This window comes from candidate division TA06 bacterium (assembly GCA_004376575.1).
Lineage (GTDB): Bacteria > Hydrothermota > DG-26 > E44-bin18 > E44-bin18 > E44-bin18.
Genome location: SOJN01000074.1, coordinates 24703 through 45611 on the forward strand (window position 1 = coordinate 24703; position 20909 = coordinate 45611).

Consider the following 20909-nt stretch of genomic DNA (forward strand, 5'->3'; position numbering starts at 1 on the left):
GACGGGGACCCGTCTGTCATTGCGAGTTGAATAGGCCCGATCTATCCAAAGATAGAGCGCGGCATATTCAATCCCGAGGGAAGTCGAGGGGAAGCGAAGTCACCACCCACCAACCTCCGTCCCTTGAGGGAGGGAGTAAGAGGGAGCGTGTTAATATCGAAGAACGCAGAACTAAGAACGAAGATCGAAAACTCACGCGCTCTTTTATTCCCCTTGACGGGCTCCCTCCGACGGAGTTTATGCTTGGCGAAGCCGAGTGCGAAGGACAGGCAGGACGAGATATGTCCCATCCCGCCGACGGCGAGCTGGACGTATTTCGTTTTCGATCTTCGTGTTGGTGGGGGTGTAGTTTCTCAATTCCTGGCAGGGCAGAGGTAATGAGATGGCAACTAAGTTATTTCTCATAGACGGTTCAGAACTGGTTCACCGTTCATACTTCGCATTCATAAGGAATCCTCTCTTCAACTCCAGAGGTGAGAACACAAGTGCGGTGTTTGGCTACACCAATTCGCTCCTGAAAATCCTGGAGGAGTACGAGCCCACACACGTGGTGGTCTGTTTTGATACGTCGGCTCCAACATTCAGACACAAGATATTTGCAGAATACAAGGCGACCAGAGAAAAGATGGCTCCGGAGCTGAGGAACCAACTCCCGATGATCCATGAGCTAACAAGCGCACTGGGGATCTCGATTGTTGAAATGGATGGATTCGAGGCGGATGACATCATGGGGACTCTCGCTAAGGAGGCTGCTGCGAAGGGTCATTCGGTCTATCTCGTTTCCTCTGACAAGGATTTTCTTCAGTTGGTCGGCCAGAGAATAAAGGTGATAAGTCCAGGAAGGATGGGCGCTGAGTCGGTGACCTATGACATTGACAAGGTGAGGGAGAAATTCGGCGTTCGCCCTGAAAGAGTGGTTGACGTTCTGGCGCTTGCCGGTGACAAGATTGACAATGTCCCCGGCATTGATGGGATAGGCGTGAAGGGAGCTGCTAAATTGATTCATGCCTTCGGTTCAGTAGAAGAGTTGGTGGAGAGGAGTCCTGAGATTGAAAAGAAGAGTCTGAGGGAAAAAATCGAAGAAGGTTGTGAGCAGGCGCTTCTTTCCAAGGAGCTGGTCACCATAAAGGTTGATACCCCCGTTGATCTTGACATGGACACCTTCTCTTTGAAGAAGAAGGACACCAGCAAGCTGCGAGATTTGCTGAGGAGGCTGGAGTTCTTCTCTCTCATGAAGAAGTTGCAGGTGCAGGTTGAGTTCAGTGTCGAGTATGTTCTGGTGGGTAGTTCAGAGGGTTTGCCGGAGTTGGATCCGAAAGGAGGGAGCGTCGGCCTGTATGTTCTCAGTTCATCGAAAGACGTTCACCATGGTATTGCAGTCAGTTTTGGTGATGGGCGATGTTACTACATCACGCACTCTTTGCTGAAAAGCTCAGATGAGATACTCACATGGCTGAAGAACCTGGTGTCATCTCCAGAGAGTATTAAGGTTGGGGATGATCTCAAGAGGGTTTTGAGATATCTCTTGAGTTTTGGAGTCAGAATGGAAGGGTCTCTATTCGATACTTGTGTCGCCTCTTACCTCCTGGATCCCGAGAGGCGTGACCACAGCCTCGGCTACTTGATAGAGGGAGAGTACGGTCTTTCTCTTCCTGAGTTGAAAAGCCAAACGAAAGCTGCAAAGAAGGAAGATGCGGGACTCTTTGGTGAAGAGACTGTGCCTCCAGCGTGTTCGAGAGCGGAGGGTGTGTTGAAGGTACAGGAATCCCTGGAGGGAAGACTGAGGGAGGATGGCCTCCTCGACTTATACAACCGTGTTGAGGCACCTTTGATAGCTGTACTTGCCGACATGGAAGAGGCAGGCGTTCGCATAGATGTGGATTTCTTTTTGCGGATGTCTGAGAACCTTTCCACTGCTTTGAATAAAATAGAGAAAAAGATTTACGATCTGGCCGGGGAGCAGTTCAACATCAGGTCAAACAAGCAGTTGGCAGGCATATTGTTCGACAAGCTAGGGTTACCCTACGGCAGAAAGACTAAGACGGGTTACTCTACCTCGCAGGATCTGCTCGAAAACTTGTCCTCAGAGCACGAACTTCCCAGATGGGTTCTGGACTACAGGGAGCTCTTCAAGCTCAAATCGACCTATGTGGATGCACTTCCCCATCTTGTATCCGATAAGACGGGCAAGATTCATACCAGTTTCAATCAGACTGTGGTAGCAACGGGAAGGCTCTCCTCGAGCCAGCCCAATTTGCAGAACATACCGATGAGAACAGAACTGGGAAGAGAGGTAAGGAAAGGGTTCATTGCGGACAAGGGATATGCGCTTCTCTCTCTGGACTATTCCCAGGTGGAACTCAGGATACTCGCGCACCTCACAGGGGAAGAAAAGCTGAAAGATGCTTACGTGAGAGGTGAGGATATACACAGGGCGACGGCTGCACTCATTTTTGGAGTGGAACCAGAAGCTGTAACAGGCGAGATGAGAAATGCGGCCAAGATGGTGAACTATGGGCTTTTGTACGGGATGAGCGCCTATGGCCTCTCCCGGCGTCTGGGAATCAGCAGAGAAGAAGCGATGGAGTTTGTACAAGGCTACTCCGCCAGTCTGCCAAAAGTGAAGAAGTGGAAGGATTCAAATCTGGATTCTGTTCGAGAAGAGGGATATACAACCACACTCATGGGGAGAAGGAGGTACATCAGGGACATAAGGGCCACAGACCGCAGCCGCAGAGAGTTTGCTGAAAGAGCTGCAATCAACTCGCCCATTCAAGGTAGCGCCGCAGACATGATAAAGCTAGCGATGGTCAATATACACAAGGAACTGGCAGGTATGAATTCCAGAGCGAAAATGACTATCCAGATACACGATGAACTCCTTCTGCAAGTGCCTGAAGAAGAAATAGAGAAAATCTGTTCCATGGCAAAGGAAAAGATGGTGACGGCTTTAGAACTTGACGTGCCAATCGAGGTTGATGCTGGGTGGGGTCCAACGTGGTACGATGCTCACCATTAGTGGTTTTTATTTCTTGTGCAAAGGACAGGGTTATGGTAGTTGGTATTACTGGAACGATTGGGAGCGGCAAGACGACTCTGGCAGGTTTCTTCAAGGAATGGGGAGCGGCTTTGATAGAGGCTGACAGGATAGGTTGGGAGATTCTGGATAGGCTAGAGATAAGGGAGGCATTGATTTCTGAATTTGGTCAAACAATTGTGAACGAAGCCGGATGCGTGGATAGGAGGCTTCTGGGTGAGAGGGTCTTTCAGGGACGTGACCAGCTTGAAAAGCTTAACAGGATTGTCCATCCCACTCTGTTGAAGGAACTGAAAAAGGCGATAGACCTACGGGCCAAAGAATCAAAGATAGTTGTGGTCGATGCAGCTCTCATAGTTGAGTGGGGGATAGCTGACTGGTTTGACAAGTTGATCGTCCTCACCTGTCCTGAGAGCCTCAAAGTAGGGCGTCTGGTAGAGGACGGCATTAGTGAGGATGCAGCCAGAAGAAGGCTGGCTTGCCAGTTGAAGGATGAGGAGAGAAAAAGGTTTGCAGATTTCGTGGTGGACAACTCCGGCGACCTGGAAGACCTGAGAAAAAAGGGAAGAGAGCTCTTCTCAGTATGCGGGCCGGCTTGACCGGCTGGAGTTTCTCAAAGTGGAGGAGGAAAAGATGGCAGAAGGCCTAAAATCGCAGGTTTCGTCTTTGAGGGAACGGCTTGCTAATCTGCGAGGTTATCTTTGACCTGGATTCCATGGAATCGGAAATGGCGACCCTGTCCAAGCAAATGGAGTCGCCTCAATTCTGGGATGATCAGGAGGTTGCCCAGAAGAAGCTGAAGAGGTTCAACGAGCTGAAGACATGGGTTGAAGAATGGGAAAGGCTTGATGCGAGCACAGGAGATTTGCAGGAACTCCTGGACATCTCCACAGAAGAAGAGAAAGCTGAGTTTCAGGCCGAGATAGACAGTGCAGACAACAAGATCTCTGAACTGGAACTGAGGTTGATGCTGAGTGGGCAGGATGATGGCCGCGACGCAATAGTTTCGATACACCCTGGAGCGGGAGGGACAGAGTCCTGTGACTGGGCCCAAATGCTCTTCAGAATGTACACGCGGTGGATAGAGAGGAGAGGTTTCAAGACCAAGGTGCTCGATTATGCTCCAGGGGAAGAGGCTGGACTGAAAGATGCAACCATAGAGGTGAAGGGCAAGTATGCCTACGGGTACTTGAAGTCGGAAAGGGGTATTCACAGGCTGGTAAGGCTTTCTCCTTTTGATGCTGCGCACAGAAGGCACACCTCATTCGCCTCTGTTTTCGTCTATCCGGAGATAGAAAGACAGGTGGAGGTGGAAATTAAGGATGCGGATGTGAAGCTCGACACCTTCAGGTCTTCGGGCCCGGGCGGTCAGAATGTGAACAAGGTAAACACTGCTGTTCGCTTAACACACATACCAACGGGCCTTGTCGCCACCTGCCAGACGGAGCGTTCCCAATTTCAGAACAGGCAGAATGCAATGAAGATCCTGGTGGCGAAACTCTACCAGATGCGCAAGGAGGAGGAACTGAAGAAGTTGAGCAAGGTTGAAGAGGAGAAGACTGATATAGGCTGGGGAAACCAGATCAGGAGTTACGTGTTTCATCCGTATAACATGGTGAAAGACCATAGGACAGGACATCAGATGGGCAATGTTGAGGCGGTGATGGATGGGGAGATTGACGGGTTTATCAGGGCATATCTTCTCAAGACGGGGATGACCGGGGCAAAAGGAAGGGCTCAGAAGGCCAGGAAGAAGAGCTGATGGCTTCTTCTTTCGCTGAGATCTGCTGCAGCATACGGTTGCGGGCTGTTTGGGGTTGACATGGGGTAGAAGTGTTACTATAATAACCACTTGGAGGGTTGTTTGTCAGAGGAAACCCTTGACCAAAGAGAAAAAAGGATAGAAAAGTTAAGGGAACTGAAAGAGAGGGGCATCGACCCCTTTCCGTATAGTTTTACCCTTACCCATACAGCATCTGAGATTCTTGCGCAGTCCGACAAGCTGCAAGCCTCAGAGGCAAGGGTCCGTCTGGCAGGCAGGATAATGTCCGTCAGGAGGCACGGGAAGACTACTTTTGCCCACCTGATGGACCGAACCGGAAGGATTCAGATCTACCTTAGAAGGGACGGGTTGGGCGAAGAGGCCTACTCGCTCTTCAAGCTCTTTGATATTGGAGACATCTTAGGCGTGGAGGGAAGTACTTTTCAAACGAAGACCGGAGAAACCACAGTAGATGTCGACGGGTTTGTCCTTCTGGCAAAAGCACTTAGACCGCTTCCGGAAAAGTGGCACGGGCTCAGAGACAAGGAGCTGAGGCTCAGGCGCAGGTATCTCGACTTGATCATGAATCCGGAGTCTAGAGAGGTGTTTCTAAACCGGAACAAGATTATCAGGTCTATCAGGTCCGTGCTCGATTCCAAAGGGTTTATTGAGGTGGAGACTCCCATACTTCAACCCCTGTATGGTGGTGCGTTTGCCACCCCGTTCAAAACCCACTACAAAGCACTGGATATTGATGTCTACCTGAGAATCGCGGATGAACTCTACCTGAAGAGGCTGATAGTGGGAGGCCTCGAGCGTGTCTATGAGTTCGGAAAGGATTTTCGCAACGAGGGTGTAGATTCGTTTCACAATCCAGAATTCCTTCAGCTAGAGGCCTACCAGGCTTACGCCGATTACAGTGACATCATGGATTTGTTTGAAGAGATGATTGGGGCTGCAGTTCTGGAGGTGAAGGGAGGCACGAAACTGGAATATCAAGGGGCTGAGGTGGACTTCAAACGACCCTGGGCAAGGCTCTCCTTTTTCGATGGAATTAACAAGGAACTGGGAAAGGACATTCGAGGAATGGATCTGGAGGACCTGGCCGGAATCTGCAGTCGATTGGGCATAGACGTTCCTGAAAATGCCAGGCTGGGTAAGCTTCTTGATACGATATTCGGCAAGGTTGTCCAGCCCAAGATAGTTGAGCCTACCTTCGTTGTTGACTACCCCAAGGAGATATCTCCTCTTGCCAAGGAAAAGAGGGGAGATGCTGATCTTGTGGAGCGGTTCGAACCGGTCATCTGCGGCGTGGAGATTGGTAATGCTTTCAGTGAATTGAACAATCCCCTGGAGCAGAGGTTGAGGTTCGAGGAACAGCAGAAGATGAGGAGGGAGGGGAGTGAGGAGGCTCAACAGCTCGACGAAGATTTCCTTATGGCCCTGGAGTACGGCATGCCTCCAACTGGTGGGCTGGGTTTGGGAGTCGACAGGCTGGCAATGCTCATCTGCAACACGAGCTCAATCAGAGATGTGATACTCTTCCCGCAACTCAGACCCCAAGGCGGTCAGTAATGTCATTTCAGTTCTTCATTGCCAAGAGGTATCTCAAGTCAACGGGCTCTGTTTTTCTCTCCACCATAACGGTTTTTTCGATTGGTGGAATTTTTGTTGGGGTTGCGGCCATTCTTGCAGTTCTATCCTCCATGAACGGGTTCAGGGAAGACTTGAAGGAAAAAATAGTGGGGACGAATGCTCATGTTGCCATCCTCAAATACTTCAACGAACCAATTGAAGACTACGCAGAGCTCCTGCCTGAAGTGGTGCAGTTCAAGCATGTTGTCTCTGCCGCTCCGTTCATATACACCAAGGCGATGATAAGCATGGGTAGCTATGTAGATGGGGTTGTGGTGAGGGGTCTTGATCCTGAGCTCGAGAAGTCGACCGCTAACGTGAGCAGAGACATTGTGGATGGAGATTTCGAACTTGGGGGTGATCCACCCGGAGTTGTCTTGGGCATCGACCTGGCAAGCAACATCAGAGCACACGTCGGTGACACGGTGACGCTGGCTTCTCCCTTTGGGGCGACGGTTACACCGGTAGGAGTGTTTCCCAAGATGATGCAGCTGAGAGTGGCAGGTTTATTTGACGCTGGGATGTATGAGTACAATACGGGGCTGGTGTACATGTCCTTATCGACAGCACAGGAGTTTTTGAATACGAAAGATGCGGTTACAGGGATAGAGTTGAGGCTTGACGACGTTTACCAGGCTCCGCAGGTGGGCCGCCATATCGCCAACCAACTTGGATACCCTTACAGAACGACGAATTGGATAGACTTGAACCGAAATCTTTTCGCAGCCCTGAAACTTGAGAAGGTCTTCATGTTCGTAATACTAACGCTCATAGTTATTGTTGCGGCATTCAATATTGTTAGTACTTTGATCATGATGGTGATAAAGAAGACAAGAGAGATAGGAATCTTGAAATCAATGGGAGCGACCGCAAGAACAATCATGGGTATTTTCATGCTCGATGGTCTCATAATTGGCGTCACAGGTACTGCTCTGGGCGCTCTAGGAGGATTCCTGATATCATGGTTGCTCGGAAAATACCGCTTTATCTCTCTTCCGCCAGATGTATACTTTCTGGATACACTCCCTGTTCACATGGAGGTGAGTGATTTTGTAGTTGTCTGTCTTGCTGGAATTGGAATCAGTTTTTTGGCTACAATCTACCCTGCATTGAGGGCATCCAAGCTTACGCCTGTGGAGGCCATTCGCTATGAATGAGATTTTCTACGGCGTCATATTTGGTAAGGTGTTGAGTTTATGGTTCTTGAAGCATTAGATATTCATAAGAGTTTTCGGAACAAATACGAAGATCTACACGTCCTGAGAGGGGTGAGCTTCACAGCAGGCGAGGGTGAGATACTGTCTATTGTGGGGCCATCAGGTTCCGGTAAGTCGACTCTTCTGCACATACTTGGCAGTCTTGACAGGCCTGACAAGGGACGGGTGAGGCTGGGCTCAACTGAGCTATTTGACCACTCTGACGGCGATCTGGCAAGATTCAGAAACGAGAATATCGGCTTCATATTCCAGTTTCATCATCTACTTCCTGAGTTTAGTGCTCTTGAGAATGCGATGATGCCGCTCATAATAAGAGGTATGGACACCCGGATTGCAGTAGCAAAAGCGAGGAAGGCCCTCCGCGATGTAGGCCTGATAGACCGCGAGAGGCACAGGCCTAATGAGCTTTCCGGTGGTGAAAGGCAGCGTGTGGCTGTGGCGCGGGCGCTCATAAATGAACCGAAGCTTGTGCTTGCAGACGAGCCTTCAGGCAACCTCGACTCTGAGTCTAGTGAGATGCTTCACGCACTAATCCGGAGTCTGTCCAGAGATAATGGGCTCACATTCGTGATAGTCACCCACAATCTGAGCTTTGCACAGAGTGCCGATAGAGTGCTCAGGCTGGTGGGCGGAAAAACTGAGGAGGGCGAATAATTTGCTCTGTGACTCTTGCAAAAAAAGGGTGGCGACTGTACATTATACAGAGGTAGTTGGAGGGAACGTTACTGACCTTCATCTCTGTGCCGAGTGTGCGGACAGGAAGGGGCTGGTTAAGCCGCTCTCTAAGTCCAAATTCGTGGTTGCTGATTTTCTGGCAGGGCTTGCAGAAGGTCTGGATGCAGATGAGCTTGAGAAAGAGACTCAGATTCGGTGCAAAACCTGTAACCTTTCCTATGCTGAATTCAGGAGGGGTGGAAAGCTCGGGTGTGCGGACTGCTACCCTTCATTTGCTGGCAGACTTGACCCACTTCTACGAAGAATCCACGGTTCAACTAGACACGCAGGTAAGCTCATCCTTAAGACTGGAGCCAAGGCTGAGCTTAAGAGGGAACTTGCCGGTATTCAGAAGAGACTTGAAGCTGCCATTCGTGACGAGAACTTCGAGGATGCTGCCAGCCTACGAGATAGGATGAGAGCAATTCACGAGAGCCTGGGTTCTAAGGACACTGATGATGCCAAATCCTAGAATTGATGGTCTGGTGGGGGTTGGTTCAAAGTGGCTCGAGGCCACGGGCCCGTTTTCAGAGATAGTCCTATCCAGCCGGGTGAGACTTGCCAGAAACCTGTCGAGTTTCCCCTTTGTTCACCGGGCAAGAGTGAAGGACCTCAAGGAGATCATTTCCAGGTGCAAGTCTGCCGCAGACGCGACTTCTCACCTGAAGGACGGCTTCTACGTCGATGTGAAAAGGCTTTTGCCTGTGGACCTCCAGTTTCTTGTCGAAAGGCATTTGATAAGCCTGGAGATGGCGGGTGATGGAAAGAGCAGAGGTCTGATAGTGGGCCATGGTGAGGTCTTGAGCCTTATGATTAATGAGGAGGACCACCTGAGGCTACAGGCTTTTGCATCTGGCCTGCAGGTTGAGAGGGCATATGAACTGGCCAGTGACTTGGATGATGCTTTAGAGAGTAGACTGGATTACGCCTTCTCGGAGAAGTGGGGTTTCCTCACGGCTTGCCCCACCAATACCGGTACCGGGTTGAGAGTTTCGGTTCTGATTCATCTTCCTGGTCTCGTCCTCACCAAAGACATAGACAAAGTCTTGAGGGGAGTGAGCCAGGTTGGCCTCGCGGTGAGAGGTTTCTATGGCGAGGGGAGCGAAGTAGAAGGTAACTTCTTTCAGGTGTCAAACCAGACGACTCTGGGAAAGAGTGAGGAAGACATAATAAGTGGTTTGAACAAGGTGGCAAAACAGATCATAGAATACGAGAGGAACGCGAGGGAGATGCTCGTGGCGAGTGCCAGGCTTGAGGTAGAAGACAAAATCTGGCGGGCTTTTGGGATCTTGGCGAATGCGAGAACTCTAACCTCTGATGAGATAATAAACCTGTGCTCAGCGGTCAGATTGGGGGTAGGCTTGGGAGTCATGAGGTCTGTGAGCACCAAGGATTTGAATGAGCTTCTGGTGCTGACTCAGCCGGCCCACCTTCAAAAGATATTCGACAGCGAGATGGAACCGCAGGAAAGGGATGTAAGAAGAGCTGAATACGTCAGAAACAAGCTTTCTTGAATGGTGACTGGAGGTTAAGATATGGAAGAGAGGTTCAGTGAGCGGGTTAGAAGAGTTATGTACCTCTCCAGAGAAGAGGCTGTCAGGCTACAGCACGACTATATAGGCACCGAGCACATTCTACTTGGACTGATAAGAGAAGGAACAGGGGTCGCTGCCATGGTTCTTACCAACTTAGGGCTGGACCTCGAATCTGTTCGGCAGGCGGTCGAGGACTCTGTGGAAGCCGGCGGCTCAACCATGACAATTGGAGAAATCCCCTTAAACCAGAGCGCCAAGAAGGCCCTGGAGCTTGCTGTGGAGGAGGCTAAGACCCTCGGGCACAACTACGTAGGCACAGAGCATCTTCTCCTTGGCCTGCTGAGAGAGAAGCATGGGGTTGCAGCAGGTGTCCTTTCCAGTCTGGGAGTGGACCTCGAGGCTGTCAGGAAAGAGGTGTTGAGGCTTCTAGGAGGTACATTTGAAGCATTCCAACCCCCGAAATCAAAGAAGAGCAAGACCCCCGCTCTTGACTTCTTCTGCAGGGACCTTACCAAACTTGCAGAGGAGGGGAAGCTTGACCCCATAATCGGTAGAGAGGGGGAGATTGAAAGGGTCGTTCAGATATTGAGCAGGAGAAAAAAGAACAACCCCGTTCTCATAGGAGAACCAGGAGTTGGGAAGACCGCTATTGTGGAGGGGTTGGCCCAGAAGATCATCGCAGGAAGTGTACCTGATGCACTCCTTGATAAGAGGGTTCTGGCTCTGGACATGGCTGCTGTTGTCGCGGGCACAAAGTACAGAGGGCAGTTTGAGGAGAGGCTCAAGGCGGTTCTTAACGAGATAAAGACAGCATCCAACGTTGTCATATTCATAGATGAGCTTCATACCATCGTTGGTGCCGGCGCTGCCGAAGGGGCTATTGACGCCAGCAATATGCTCAAGCCCTCACTGGCTCGAGGTGAGGTCCAGTGTATAGGGGCAACAACCATGGAAGAGTACAGGAAACACATTGAGAAAGATGGCGCTCTGGAGAGAAGGTTCCAGACTATAGTTGTAGAGTCACCTTCAGTCGATGAGACTATTGAAATCCTTCAAGGGTTGCGCGAGAAGTACGAGGTGCACCACAGGGTGAAGTACACAGAGGCAGCACTCGTGGCCTCCTCAAGACTGTCTGACAGGTACATATCTGACAGGTATCTTCCTGACAAAGCCATAGACGTGATTGACGAAGCGGGCTCAAGGGTGAAGCTACGCAGGTATCCTTCTTCACCTGATTTCAAGGAAGAAGAGAAGAAACTGGATGACCTGAAAAGGAAGAAGGAGGAGGCGATTTCCAACCAGGACTTTGAGGCGGCAGCGAAGTACAGGGACGAGCAGAAGAACGCTGAGGCAAGAATAGAGAAGATGAAGAAGGAGTGGGGAAAGAAGCTGAAACTTGAGATTGGTGAGGTTACTGAGGAAGATGTGAGGCAGGTGATATCCATGTGGACAGGTGTCCCTCTTGTGAAGCTGGAAGAGAAGGAGCAGGAGAGGTTGCTTCGCATGGAGTCAGAGCTAAGGAAAAGAGTTGTTGGCCAGGATGAAGCCCTGAAAGTCATATCGAGGGCGATCAGGAGAGGCCGTGCAGGCTTGACGGACCCCAGACGTCCCATAGGATCGTTCATATTCCTTGGACCGACCGGGGTGGGGAAGACTGAGCTGGCAAAAACTCTGGCATCCTTTCTGTTCAGCGATGAAAATGCACTGGTAAGAGTGGACATGAGCGAATACATGGAGAAGTTTTCTGTTTCAAGACTGATAGGTGCTCCTCCCGGATACGTAGGATATGACGAGGGGGGACAGCTGACGGAAAAGGTGAGGAGGAAGCCCTACAGCGTAATTCTTCTGGATGAGATTGAGAAAGCACATCCGGATGTGTTCAATATACTTCTACAGATTCTTGAAGATGGGCAGTTAACAGACTCCTTCGGCAGGAAGGTGAACTTCAAAAACTCTGTCCTGATCATGACTTCCAACATTGGTGCAAGGCAGATCAGGAAGGGCGTCACGCTAGGGTTCGGGAAAGCCGATGAGGCGGAAACATACGAGAAGATGAAGAAGATGCTTCTGGCAGAGTTGAAGAGAACCTTCAATCCTGAGTTCCTTAACAGAATCGATGAGACAGTCATATTCAGGACACTTGGCAGAGTGGAGATGAAGCTTATTGTTGACATTCTATTCAACGAGGTCAGGTCGAGAGTGAGAGAGAAAGCTCTTGACCTCGTTCTAGCTGATGATGCGAAGGAGCTCCTTATTGATGAGGGTTTTGATCCAACCTATGGCGCAAGGCCACTAAGGAGAGCGATCCAGAAACTTCTGGAGGACCCTCTATCTGAACAAATATTGAGGGGCAAGCTGGTTGTAAACATGAGTGTTTACATCACCAGAGGAGAGGGGGGCAAGCTTAAGTTCGAATCGGTCTGCAAGGAAGAGATGGCCGCGACGGATGCGGACAGACTCGGCAGGCTGGGCGAGAACCACTGAGTGTGACAATACTATCCAAAACTAAGATAGGCGGAGGCTTACGCGCAAGCGAGTTCCGCCTTTTTCTGTTGACTCTGGAATGGCCATCTGATATATTGCAACTCAAACAAGGTTTGGTGTAAGATGCGGATTTTCAAGACGTTAGTATTCGTTTTCTTTCTTCTTTTTCCCTGTGTGGTGGCTTCTGGCCAACAGGTGGTGAACGTCACCGTTGCTGGCAACACCAACACAGATGGCCATTTTATAATCTCTGCTTCCGGGATTACTGGTGGTAGCGAGCTGAAGCTCGGTGTGACCAGAGATGCCATCAAGAAGATTTACAGACTGGGCCTCTTTTCCGACGTGGATATCGACACCACACTGGTGCCCGCCGGCGTGGATGTGACAATTCGGGTGAAGGAATTCCCCGTCGTTGCATCAGTCAAATACACAGGAAATAAGAAAATATCGGATAAGAAACTGGAGGAAGAGACCAAGGTGGTGGAGGGGGAGATTGCATCTTCCCAGAGGATACTGCTCTGGAAGAAGAGGATACTGGATGCCTATCAGGATAAGAGCTATCTCCTGGCAGAAGTGACCGACAGGCAGATCCCACTTGAAGACGAGCAGATAAAGCTGGAGTTTTTGATAGATGAGGGGAAAAGGGTGAGGATCAAGCAGATAACGATTTTGGGTAACGAACATTTTCCAGACAATAAGGTTGAAGGGAGCATGAAAAACAGAGAGAAGACCTGGTACAGGTCTGCATCGTTTAGTGAGGAGGAGTTTGAGGAGGATCTGTATCGGATTGTGGAGTTCTATCGAAAGCGCGGCTACGCGGATTGCAGGGTTACTGAGCATGAAATAACGTATGATGACGCAAAAGAGTGGATGTACATAACTATCACCATGGATGAAGGTAAGAGGTTCAGAGTGGGCAACATATCTCTTGAAGGGAATGAGGTTTTCGGAACAGATCTCCTGAAGAGGGCGCTGAAGTACAAAACCGGAGACATATACGATTCTGAGAAGATGGAAAAATCTCTGATGGAGATGTATTCCATTTTTGGGGAGGGAGGGTACATCTATGCGTCCATCATACCAGATGAGACTGTTCGCTCAGACACTATCATAGATGTGCATTACAAGGTAACTGAGAACAATCCTGCGCACGTGAGGAAGATTGATATTGAAGGTAACATGAAGACGCGTGAGAAAGTGATAAGGCGGGAGATAAGAATCCTGCCAGGAGACATCTTCAAACGTTCTCTTTTGGTCAAAAGCCAGAGGGCAGTCTTCAACCTGGGATTCTTTGAGGACGTACTGATCGATTCCAGACCGTCGAATGAAGAGGGAGACATAGATCTTATATTCAAGGTCACGGAGAAGATGGCAGGCCAGATAGGTATGGGAGTCGCCTACAGTCAGGTGGACCAGTTGACCGGATATTTGACGCTGTCGTTGCCCAACCTCATGGGCAGAGGTGAAAGCAGTTACATAAAGCTGGAGCGGGGTGGGAGAAAAACGAATGTTCAGGTTGGATACACAGAACCCTGGCTTTTCGACACTCCCCTCACAGTGGGCGCAGACCTTTTCTATGTTACCCGGATAAGAGACGGCTATGATGAGAAGCGGATAGGCGGTGCTGTAACCGCCTCCAGATCCATTCCCTGGCCGGAATACACCAGGGGCTACTGGATGTATAGACTGGAAGACGTAGAATACATAGTTGACACCACCTCCAGCCAGGCCTTCTTGGACTGGGAAGGGAAAAGAAGGGCCTCGACAACCAGGCTCACTCTGGTTAGAGACACCAGAGACAGTTTCTTCAACGCAACCATAGGAACCAGAAACATGATCTCCGGCGAGTTTGCTGGCGGCTACCTGGGAGGACAGGTAAGGTATCAAAAGTATGAAGCCGAGAGCAGATGGTACCATCCGCTCGTGTGGAAGAATGTGATTATGTTCAGGGCTCGGGGCGGATATGTGGGCAGTTATCAGGAAGTCGAAGCCGTTCCGATCAGTGAGCGATTTTTTGTTGGGGGTGTGGGAGATTGGGGCGTCAGAGGCTATGGCGATTGGGGCCGTGACATAGGGCCCAAGTCCGGCCTCAATCCTATGGGAGGGAAGATCGCGCTGGTTCTAAACGCTGAATATAAGATTCCCCTTACCAAGGGTGTTTACTGGCTCTTCTTTGCAGACGCGGGCAATGTCTGGGAAGGCTTGAGGGAGGTAGAGTTTGACAGCAGAGATGATATGAAGAAGAGTGCAGGTTTTGGTGTTAGAATAGAGATTCCCATGATGGGCATTATGGGCTTTGATTTTGGCTATGGATTCGATAAGCGCTACCCGGGCTGGGAGCCCCATTTCCAGATTGGAACTGCCTTTTAGACCGACACACTGTAGGATTCATACAAGGGAAAAAGCGTGAAACGAAAGAGGAAGACATATTTAAGAGGAAGTTTAGTTGCATTGTTGTCCTCGCTCGTTTTTCTGTCAAGTCTGGTTGTTGCAGATGCAGCCAAGATAGGATATATCAGTTCAGGCCGAATATTCAGAGAGTTTGTAGGCGCGTCAGACGTGCAGAAGCAGTTTCAGAAGGAAGTAGATGAATGGCGCAAGAAGGCCGAGGAAATGAAGAAGGAGATTAATAGGCTCTCCGAGGAATTCAAGGACCAGGTTTTGATGCTCAGCGAGGAGGCGAAGGAGAGGAAGAGATCTGAGCTGGAGCAGAAGAAGCAGAAGTACGAAGCGTTCATATCAGAAATCTGGGGTCCGGATGGGAAGGCAGCCAGGAAGGAAATTGAACTGACAAAGCCTCTCGTCACCAAAATAGACAAGATCCTCGAGAAGCTCGCAGAGGAGGAGGGATTCGATCTCATATTGGACATTGATGAGAGTAGTATAGTCTATTCAAGAGAAGGACTCGATCTGACCGATAGGGCGCTTGAGGAGCTGAACAAAGAGGTGATTCATGTTGGGGCTGAGAAGGCCAAGCTTGCGGTCTTCAAGTTCAAGGAGACGAGTCCCCAAGCAATGGAAGGAAACTTTGGCCGCCAGATCTCGGATCTTCTTGAAAAGGCGCTGGTGAAGTTGGGGATGTTTGAGCTGTGGGAGGGAAACCTCAGCGCTGCACTCATTCAGGAGGCGATTGACAAGGAAGAAGAGGCGGACGAGAAGAGGGCCGTGGATGTATGCAGGATTGCCGGTGCTGAAGTTGCAGTGATTGGAACAGTTACGAAACTCGGGGCGACCGTTGAAGTCGAGATAAAGCTGCTAGATGTCAAGACCGCAGATGTGCTGACCACGGAGCAGGCGAAAACTACGCGCAGCGAGACTCAGGAAGACCTTCTTCCCATGGTCGGTGATCTTGCCTCAAGACTTGCCAACGTGTACAGGGCAAAATGAAACTGAAAGAGATGGCTCATATTCTGGACGGGAAGCTTCGGGGCGACCCTGATGCCGATGTGGTTTCGGTTGCTCCGATTGATAGTGCGGGAGAAGGTGTACTTGCGTTTGCTGCTTCAGAGCAGTACCTCAAAACCGCCGAGCGTTCAGGAGCGTCATGCATAATAGTGCCCAAAGGCTTTCATGTGGAAGGCAAGAACCTCATAGAGGTGGAGAACCCGAGGTTGGCTCTGGCAAAGGCGATGGAGGTTCTCTACAAACGCGAGAGGATAGGCCCTGGGATAGAAGAGGGAGCCCATGTGGCCGAGACGGCGCGGGTAGCCCCGTCCTCACACATTGCCACACTTGCATACATCGGTGATGATACCAGGGTTGGTGATAGGACTGTCATCTACCCTTTTGCCTACATAGGCCCGGATGCAGAGATAGGGTCAGACTGTGTGATACATCCAAATGTTACCATCTGTTCAGGTGTGATCCTGGGTGACAGAGTTGTGGTTCATGCCAACGCGGTGCTGGGCTCTGATGGTTTTGGCTATGCACGGGATGGAGTTGGCCACAGAAAGATACCCCAGGTGGGTACAGTCGTTGTTGAGGACGATGTTGAGATAGGTGCCAACACTGCAATAGACAGGGCTACAATGGGTAGGACCCGTATTGGCAGGGGGACAAAGATAGACAATCTGGTGCACATAGCGCACAATGTGACGATTGGTTCAAACTGCCTTGTTGTTGCCCAGGCGGGAATCGCAGGTTCGACTGAGATAGGCGAAAATGTCCTAATCGGTGGACAGGCTGGCTTGGTGCACCACATAAAGATCGGGAGCAGGGCTTTCATAGGTGCACAGGCCGGTGTGACCAGGTCCTTTCCAGCAGATTCGAAAATATCAGGCTATCCAGCCAGGGACCACAACAGGTCAATGAGAGGCTATGCCGCGCTGAACAAACTCCCTTCGCTGATCAAGAAGGTGGACAAAATTGACAAAAGGATTGAGAAACTGGAGCAAAAAGGTGGAAAGACCTCAGAAGACGATAGCAGGTGAGACAGCCTGTTCCGGGATTGGCCTTCACAGCGGCAAGACCTCTGAAGTGCGATTTCTTCCAGCGAAACCGGACAAAGGCATAGTATTCAAGAGGACAGACTTAAAGGGTTCTCCAAGTTTGAAACCCACTCTGGACAGTGTCAACTATACCATCCATCAGACTTCTATTAGAGAAGGTGACACCGAGGTTTTGACTGTCGAGCACCTCCTTTGCGCCGCCTACGGGATGGAGATCGACAATATGATTGTCGAGATAAATGGCCCTGAGATCCCCATAATGGACGGAAGCGCCAAACCCTTCATGGAGGCATTCAACAATGCTGGCGTGGTTGATCAAAAAAACAGCTGCAGCCCGAAGACGCTCCAGCATCCTGTCAAATATGAGAAAGACGGAGTGTGCATAGCAGCACTCCCTTCGGACTCTCTTACCATAACGTTCGGTATTCAATATGATCATCCGCATCTGCTCAGCCAATACGCGCGCTTCGAGATAACCCCTGAAGTCTTCCAGAACGAACTGGCACCCGCTCGCACCTACAGTTTTGATGAATGGGTTAAGCCACTGAGAAAAAAGGGTCTCATCAAGGGCGGTAGTCTTGAAAATGCAATCTTGATCGGTGAAAATGGTTTGGTCAACAAAGAGCCTCTCAGGTTCAAAGATGAGTTCGCCAGGCATAAGATAGCCGATATGATTGGGAACATTGCAATGTTGGGTTATCCTTTACACGCGGATATTTATGCTTTCAAGTCCGGGCATCTTCACAATGTTCAGTTTCTGAAGAAGTTGAGAAAGGAGGTCGGTGGATTGAAACCAGCCTTTGAAATAGCAGACATTCTCAAGATAATGCCTCATCGCTACCCATTTCTCCTTGTGGACAGAATACTTGAGCTCGAAGAAAACAGGGTCGTGGGGACCAAGAATGTGACAATTAACGAGCCTTTCTTTGCGGGTCATTTTCCAGGACATCCGATCATGCCGGGCGTTCTTATCGTGGAGTCGATGGCGCAGGTTGGTGGTTTCTTGCTTCTGCACAAGGTTGATCAATCGGACGGAAAAATTGTTTATTTCACCAAAATAGCGGATGTGAAGTTTAGAAAGCCAGTCACGCCTGGTGATCAACTCAGGTCTGTTGTGACTTTGGTTAAGTATAAGAAGAACCTTTGTGTTATTAAAGGTCAGGCCTTTGTGGGCAGAGACCTTGTTTGTGAAGGCACACTCACTGCAATGATGGTTGATAAATGAGCGACGTAGTTGTTCATAAGACCGCGGTTGTCCATCCTGGAGCCACACTGGGGTCCGGAGTAGTCGTGGGTCCATATGCGATCATTGGTGAGAATGTTGTTATCGGGGACAATGTCGAGATCTTGGCTCGAGCATGTCTTGAAGGGTGGACTGAAGTCGGAAGAGGAAGCAAGATCGGATATGGAGCTGTGATAGGTGGGCCGCCTCAGGATGTAAAGTATAAGGGCGAGAAATCATTTTGCAGGATAGGTGAGAACTCAATTATCAGAGAATATGTCACAATTCACAGGGCCACAGGCGAAGGCAAAGAGACCGTAGTTGGCGATGGCTGTTTTATCATGGCCTATGCCCATGTTGCACACAATTGCCGGATTGGAAACGGTACAGTGATCGCCAATGCAGCGCAGCTCGGCGGTCATGTGCTTGTGGAAGACCTTGTGTTGGTGAGCGGTCTGGTTCCTGTACACCAGTTTGTCAGAATAGGGAAGCTGTCTGTCATAGGCGGTGGGGTCAGGGTGACGATGGATATTGTTCCTTTTGTCTGCGCTTCTGGTTATCCAATAAGAGTGAAGACCCTTAACCTTGTTGGTTTGAGGAGACAGGGATATTCAAATGAAGATATCGGGCTTTTGAAAAAAGCCTTCAAGATTCTATTTCGTTCAAAGCTCAACACTACCCAGGCACTGGATGAGTTGAAGAACGGATTCCCCCAGACTGCTGAGATTAAACATCTTGTGAAGTTCATTGAGTCTTCCGCCCGGGGAATCAAAAAATGAAATAGGCCCAGCCCGCCGAAGCTATATGAAGCGTAGGCGGGATGAGGCATATTTCATCCTGAGTGGAACGAAGGATCTGCCTTTCCCTTGTCTCGAGCGATTCCCCTCCCCTCTGACACCCAAAACAAGCCATGTCATTGCGAGCGACCGAAGGCCGCGAAGCAATCTCCCACAAGCCGGATCGCCCTCGGTCTTACGGGGTCATTCTGAGGCGCAGAGCGCCGAAGAATCTGCTTTTGCCAACTGATAGCTGAAAGCTGACAGCTTCTTGTCTGGGGTAGCGGCGCCTGTCCTGAGCTGGATCGAAGGGCTTGCGCCGCGCATCCTAGCCGAGTTGTTTGGTTTCGAGGATTTTCAGTTGAAGCTGACCCTTGAGGACTTTTAGGAACTGCTGTGATGCGACTCTTCGGAGAGGCTTGACAACATCTTCCGAAGGGATTCCATCTTTGGCACACTGGCTGATGACATCAAGAATGCGCAGGGCGGCCTTTTCGTCTGCGAAGAAGTCCCGAAGGGCGCCTTCATACGGGGCAGCAATCCGTCTAGAGACATCCAAATAGAGGTTTTCCTTGCGCTCATCAAGGTGTTTTGGGAGATGTGTAAGTAATTGGGCGGGGGTAAGTTCCAGCGACATCTTCCAGGAATGCCTTAGCACGCCAAGTGGACCTATCTTGTCGAGCGTATCCGCATCATGTACTATTTGAGCTTCGACAGTCCCTGCCTCCACACCCTTACCTTCCATTCCCCGGTCATGGGCCTCGACGCAATGTTCGATTCTTACCCTTGTTGCATCTTCTATGCCCAGGCTTCTGAGTAGCGCGCCTGCTACCGTTTTTCCTCTTGAGGCGTGCTCCCAGTTTCCATTTATCAGTCCGACACCGTGAAGCCACGCTCCTGCAAGAACAACAAACCTGTCGCCACATTTTTCGCCCACTTCACTGAGAAGATGTCCGGCTATCTTTGAGACTCTTTCCAGGTGATGATTGCCACTTGACTTTCCTGCAAAGGCCACATCCCAATCGAGTTCAATGGCTAGTTTTGAGATTTTTTCCAGTAACTCCATTTGTTCACCGGTCAGTTTGTGTTTTGGCAACGATCCTCGCTATTACACTCACAATCTCGTGGAAGTGCGGTTGTTCAGCTCCAGGGTGCCCCTCAGTTTCAACCCTGCCTTCCCAGTGGTGGATTATATGATCTTCTATGAATAGTTGTTTGTACTCACCTAGCTGTGCGAAGTTCATGACCTGGTCTCTGAACTTGAGCGTGCACAAGCCGATTGCATGGTCCTTATTCGATTGCAACCTCTTCCAGACTGGTTCCTCAACGGTAAATTGGCTGATTGCAATGAGGCCCCCCTTCTTGATTGAAGCCCTGAATTTGTCAAACAATTCATTCCTCTGTGTGCGCGTCATGAACTGAAGAGAGTTGTTTGCAAATATGAGGTCGTATCTATCCGGCTTAAAATTCATTTGCGTAATATCATCAACAATAATCTTTACGTCCAGGTCCTTCTTCTTTGCAATCCTTTTTTTCATGGTCTCTGTTGCATTGACAGAGGCTTCTACTGCAGAGACCTGATGCCCGAGGCTGGCAAAGAATATGCTGTCTTTCCCCTCACCTGCGCCGACATCAAGTATTACAGCGTTGGCTGGCAGCTCTTTGGCTGCCTTCTTTGCTAGTCCTGAAGGCCCAGACCCCATTTCCTCCCACCTCCCGTTCAAATGTTCAAATGTTCAATATTGAACCTTCCGAGGCCCATCTCCTCCCACCTCCCGTTCAAATGTTCAAGTGTTCAATATTGAACCCCAGAACCTCCCCCTCTTCCTCCCCACAACTCCCGTTCAAGTGTTCAAGAGTTCAAGTGTTCAATATTGAAACCTGTTTTAAGTGGCACGCCCGAGAGGATTCGAACCTCTAACCTGCCGAGCCCGAGTTACGCGAGGGCGAAGGTCCCGTTTCTCGCGGAGCGAGATACACGGGACGGATTCGTGGCCCCGTAGGGGGCATTTCCCTCCCCGGTTGAAAAACCACTGAGCTTGTTTTGATACACGCCCGAGAGGATTCGAACCTCTAACC

General features: G+C 50.1%; 16 protein-coding genes. 14 read left to right on the forward strand and 2 right to left on the reverse strand.

Annotated elements, in window-relative coordinates; translation table 11 throughout:
• Positions 1-382: 382 nt before the first annotated feature.
• From polA to lpxA, 14 genes are all read left to right on the forward strand, one after another.
• The gene (gene polA, locus E3J62_06070; protein TET45895.1) at positions 383-3019 is read left to right on the forward strand and encodes a DNA polymerase I; all 2637 of its coding nucleotides are present in this window, start codon (positions 383-385) and stop codon (positions 3017-3019) included.
• 32 nt (positions 3020-3051) lie between these two features.
• Positions 3052-3636, forward strand: coding sequence for a dephospho-CoA kinase (locus E3J62_06075; GenBank protein ID TET45896.1), 585 nt, complete (start codon positions 3052-3054; stop codon positions 3634-3636).
• A 34-nt stretch (positions 3637-3670) separates the two neighbouring features.
• A protein-coding gene (locus E3J62_06080; protein TET45897.1) for a peptide chain release factor 2 occupies positions 3671-4799 on the forward strand; the annotation gives its coding sequence in 2 pieces (ribosomal slippage) (positions 3671-3739 and positions 3741-4799; 1128 coding nt in all).
• Positions 4800-4901: 102 nt separating this feature from the next.
• The gene (gene lysS, locus E3J62_06085) at positions 4902-6374 is read left to right on the forward strand and encodes a lysine--tRNA ligase (GenBank protein TET45898.1); all 1473 of its coding nucleotides are present in this window, start codon (positions 4902-4904) and stop codon (positions 6372-6374) included.
• Positions 6374-7591, forward strand: a complete 1218-nt coding sequence (locus tag E3J62_06090) for a lipoprotein-releasing ABC transporter permease subunit (GenBank protein ID TET45899.1) — start codon at positions 6374-6376, stop codon at positions 7589-7591. The genes lysS and E3J62_06090 overlap by 1 nt, the downstream gene beginning before the upstream one ends.
• 39 nt (positions 7592-7630) lie before the next feature.
• Complete coding sequence (locus tag E3J62_06095; GenBank protein TET45900.1) at positions 7631-8305, forward strand: ABC transporter ATP-binding protein; 675 nt, start codon at positions 7631-7633, stop codon at positions 8303-8305.
• Complete coding sequence (locus E3J62_06100; GenBank protein ID TET45901.1) at positions 8244-8837, forward strand: hypothetical protein; 594 nt, start codon at positions 8244-8246, stop codon at positions 8835-8837. Before E3J62_06095 ends, E3J62_06100 begins: the two co-directional genes overlap by 62 nt.
• The gene (locus tag E3J62_06105) at positions 8824-9879 is read left to right on the forward strand and encodes a protein arginine kinase (GenBank protein TET45902.1); all 1056 of its coding nucleotides are present in this window, start codon (positions 8824-8826) and stop codon (positions 9877-9879) included. Before E3J62_06100 ends, E3J62_06105 begins: the two co-directional genes overlap by 14 nt.
• Before the next feature lie 21 nt (positions 9880-9900).
• On the forward strand, positions 9901-12384 hold the full coding sequence (locus E3J62_06110) for an ATP-dependent Clp protease ATP-binding subunit (GenBank protein ID TET45903.1): 2484 nt from the start codon (positions 9901-9903) through the stop codon (positions 12382-12384).
• A gap of 123 nt (positions 12385-12507) precedes the next feature.
• Entirely contained in the window at positions 12508-14754 is a 2247-nt protein-coding gene (gene bamA, locus E3J62_06115; protein ID TET45904.1) for an outer membrane protein assembly factor BamA, read from the forward strand.
• A gap of 36 nt (positions 14755-14790) precedes the next feature.
• Complete coding sequence (locus E3J62_06120) at positions 14791-15771, forward strand: hypothetical protein (protein ID TET45905.1); 981 nt, start codon at positions 14791-14793, stop codon at positions 15769-15771.
• Positions 15768-16814, forward strand: coding sequence for a UDP-3-O-(3-hydroxymyristoyl)glucosamine N-acyltransferase (gene lpxD, locus E3J62_06125; GenBank protein TET45906.1), 1047 nt, complete (start codon positions 15768-15770; stop codon positions 16812-16814). The genes E3J62_06120 and lpxD overlap by 4 nt, the downstream gene beginning before the upstream one ends.
• Positions 16750-18057 carry a bifunctional UDP-3-O-[3-hydroxymyristoyl] N-acetylglucosamine deacetylase/3-hydroxyacyl-ACP dehydratase gene (locus E3J62_06130; protein ID TET45907.1) on the forward strand — a complete coding sequence of 436 codons (1308 nt, stop codon included), beginning with the start codon at positions 16750-16752 and terminating at the stop codon, positions 18055-18057. Before lpxD ends, E3J62_06130 begins: the two co-directional genes overlap by 65 nt.
• Positions 18054-18833, forward strand: a complete 780-nt coding sequence (lpxA, locus tag E3J62_06135) for an acyl-ACP--UDP-N-acetylglucosamine O-acyltransferase (protein TET45908.1) — start codon at positions 18054-18056, stop codon at positions 18831-18833. Before E3J62_06130 ends, lpxA begins: the two co-directional genes overlap by 4 nt.
• A gap of 325 nt (positions 18834-19158) precedes the next feature.
• Here lpxA and E3J62_06140 read toward each other — a convergent pair whose 3' ends face one another.
• Together E3J62_06140 and E3J62_06145 are read right to left on the reverse strand one after the other, a co-directional pair.
• Entirely contained in the window at positions 19159-19896 is a 738-nt protein-coding gene (locus E3J62_06140) for a hypothetical protein (GenBank protein ID TET45909.1), read from the reverse strand.
• Between the two features lie 4 nt (positions 19897-19900).
• A complete protein-coding gene (locus tag E3J62_06145; protein ID TET45910.1) occupies positions 19901-20533 on the reverse strand; it encodes a class I SAM-dependent methyltransferase in 633 nt (210 codons plus the stop codon).
• Between the last annotated feature and the right edge of the window lie 376 nt (positions 20534-20909).

Coding starts and splice junctions, on each gene's coding strand:
- lpxD (TET45906.1), top strand. CDS start 15,768: ATGAAACTGAAAGAGATGGCTCATATTCTGGACGGGAAGCTTCGGGGC.
- E3J62_06095 (TET45900.1), top strand. CDS start 7,631: ATGGTTCTTGAAGCATTAGATATTCATAAGAGTTTTCGGAACAAATAC.
- E3J62_06090 (TET45899.1), top strand. CDS start 6,374: ATGTCATTTCAGTTCTTCATTGCCAAGAGGTATCTCAAGTCAACGGGC.
- E3J62_06110 (TET45903.1), top strand. CDS start 9,901: ATGGAAGAGAGGTTCAGTGAGCGGGTTAGAAGAGTTATGTACCTCTCC.
- E3J62_06145 (TET45910.1), bottom strand. CDS start 20,533: ATGGGGTCTGGGCCTTCAGGACTAGCAAAGAAGGCAGCCAAAGAGCTG.
- polA (TET45895.1), top strand. CDS start 383: ATGGCAACTAAGTTATTTCTCATAGACGGTTCAGAACTGGTTCACCGT.
- E3J62_06105 (TET45902.1), top strand. CDS start 8,824: ATGCCAAATCCTAGAATTGATGGTCTGGTGGGGGTTGGTTCAAAGTGG.
- lpxA (TET45908.1), top strand. CDS start 18,054: ATGAGCGACGTAGTTGTTCATAAGACCGCGGTTGTCCATCCTGGAGCC.
- E3J62_06140 (TET45909.1), bottom strand. CDS start 19,896: ATGGAGTTACTGGAAAAAATCTCAAAACTAGCCATTGAACTCGATTGG.
- bamA (TET45904.1), top strand. CDS start 12,508: ATGCGGATTTTCAAGACGTTAGTATTCGTTTTCTTTCTTCTTTTTCCC.
- E3J62_06075 (TET45896.1), top strand. CDS start 3,052: ATGGTAGTTGGTATTACTGGAACGATTGGGAGCGGCAAGACGACTCTG.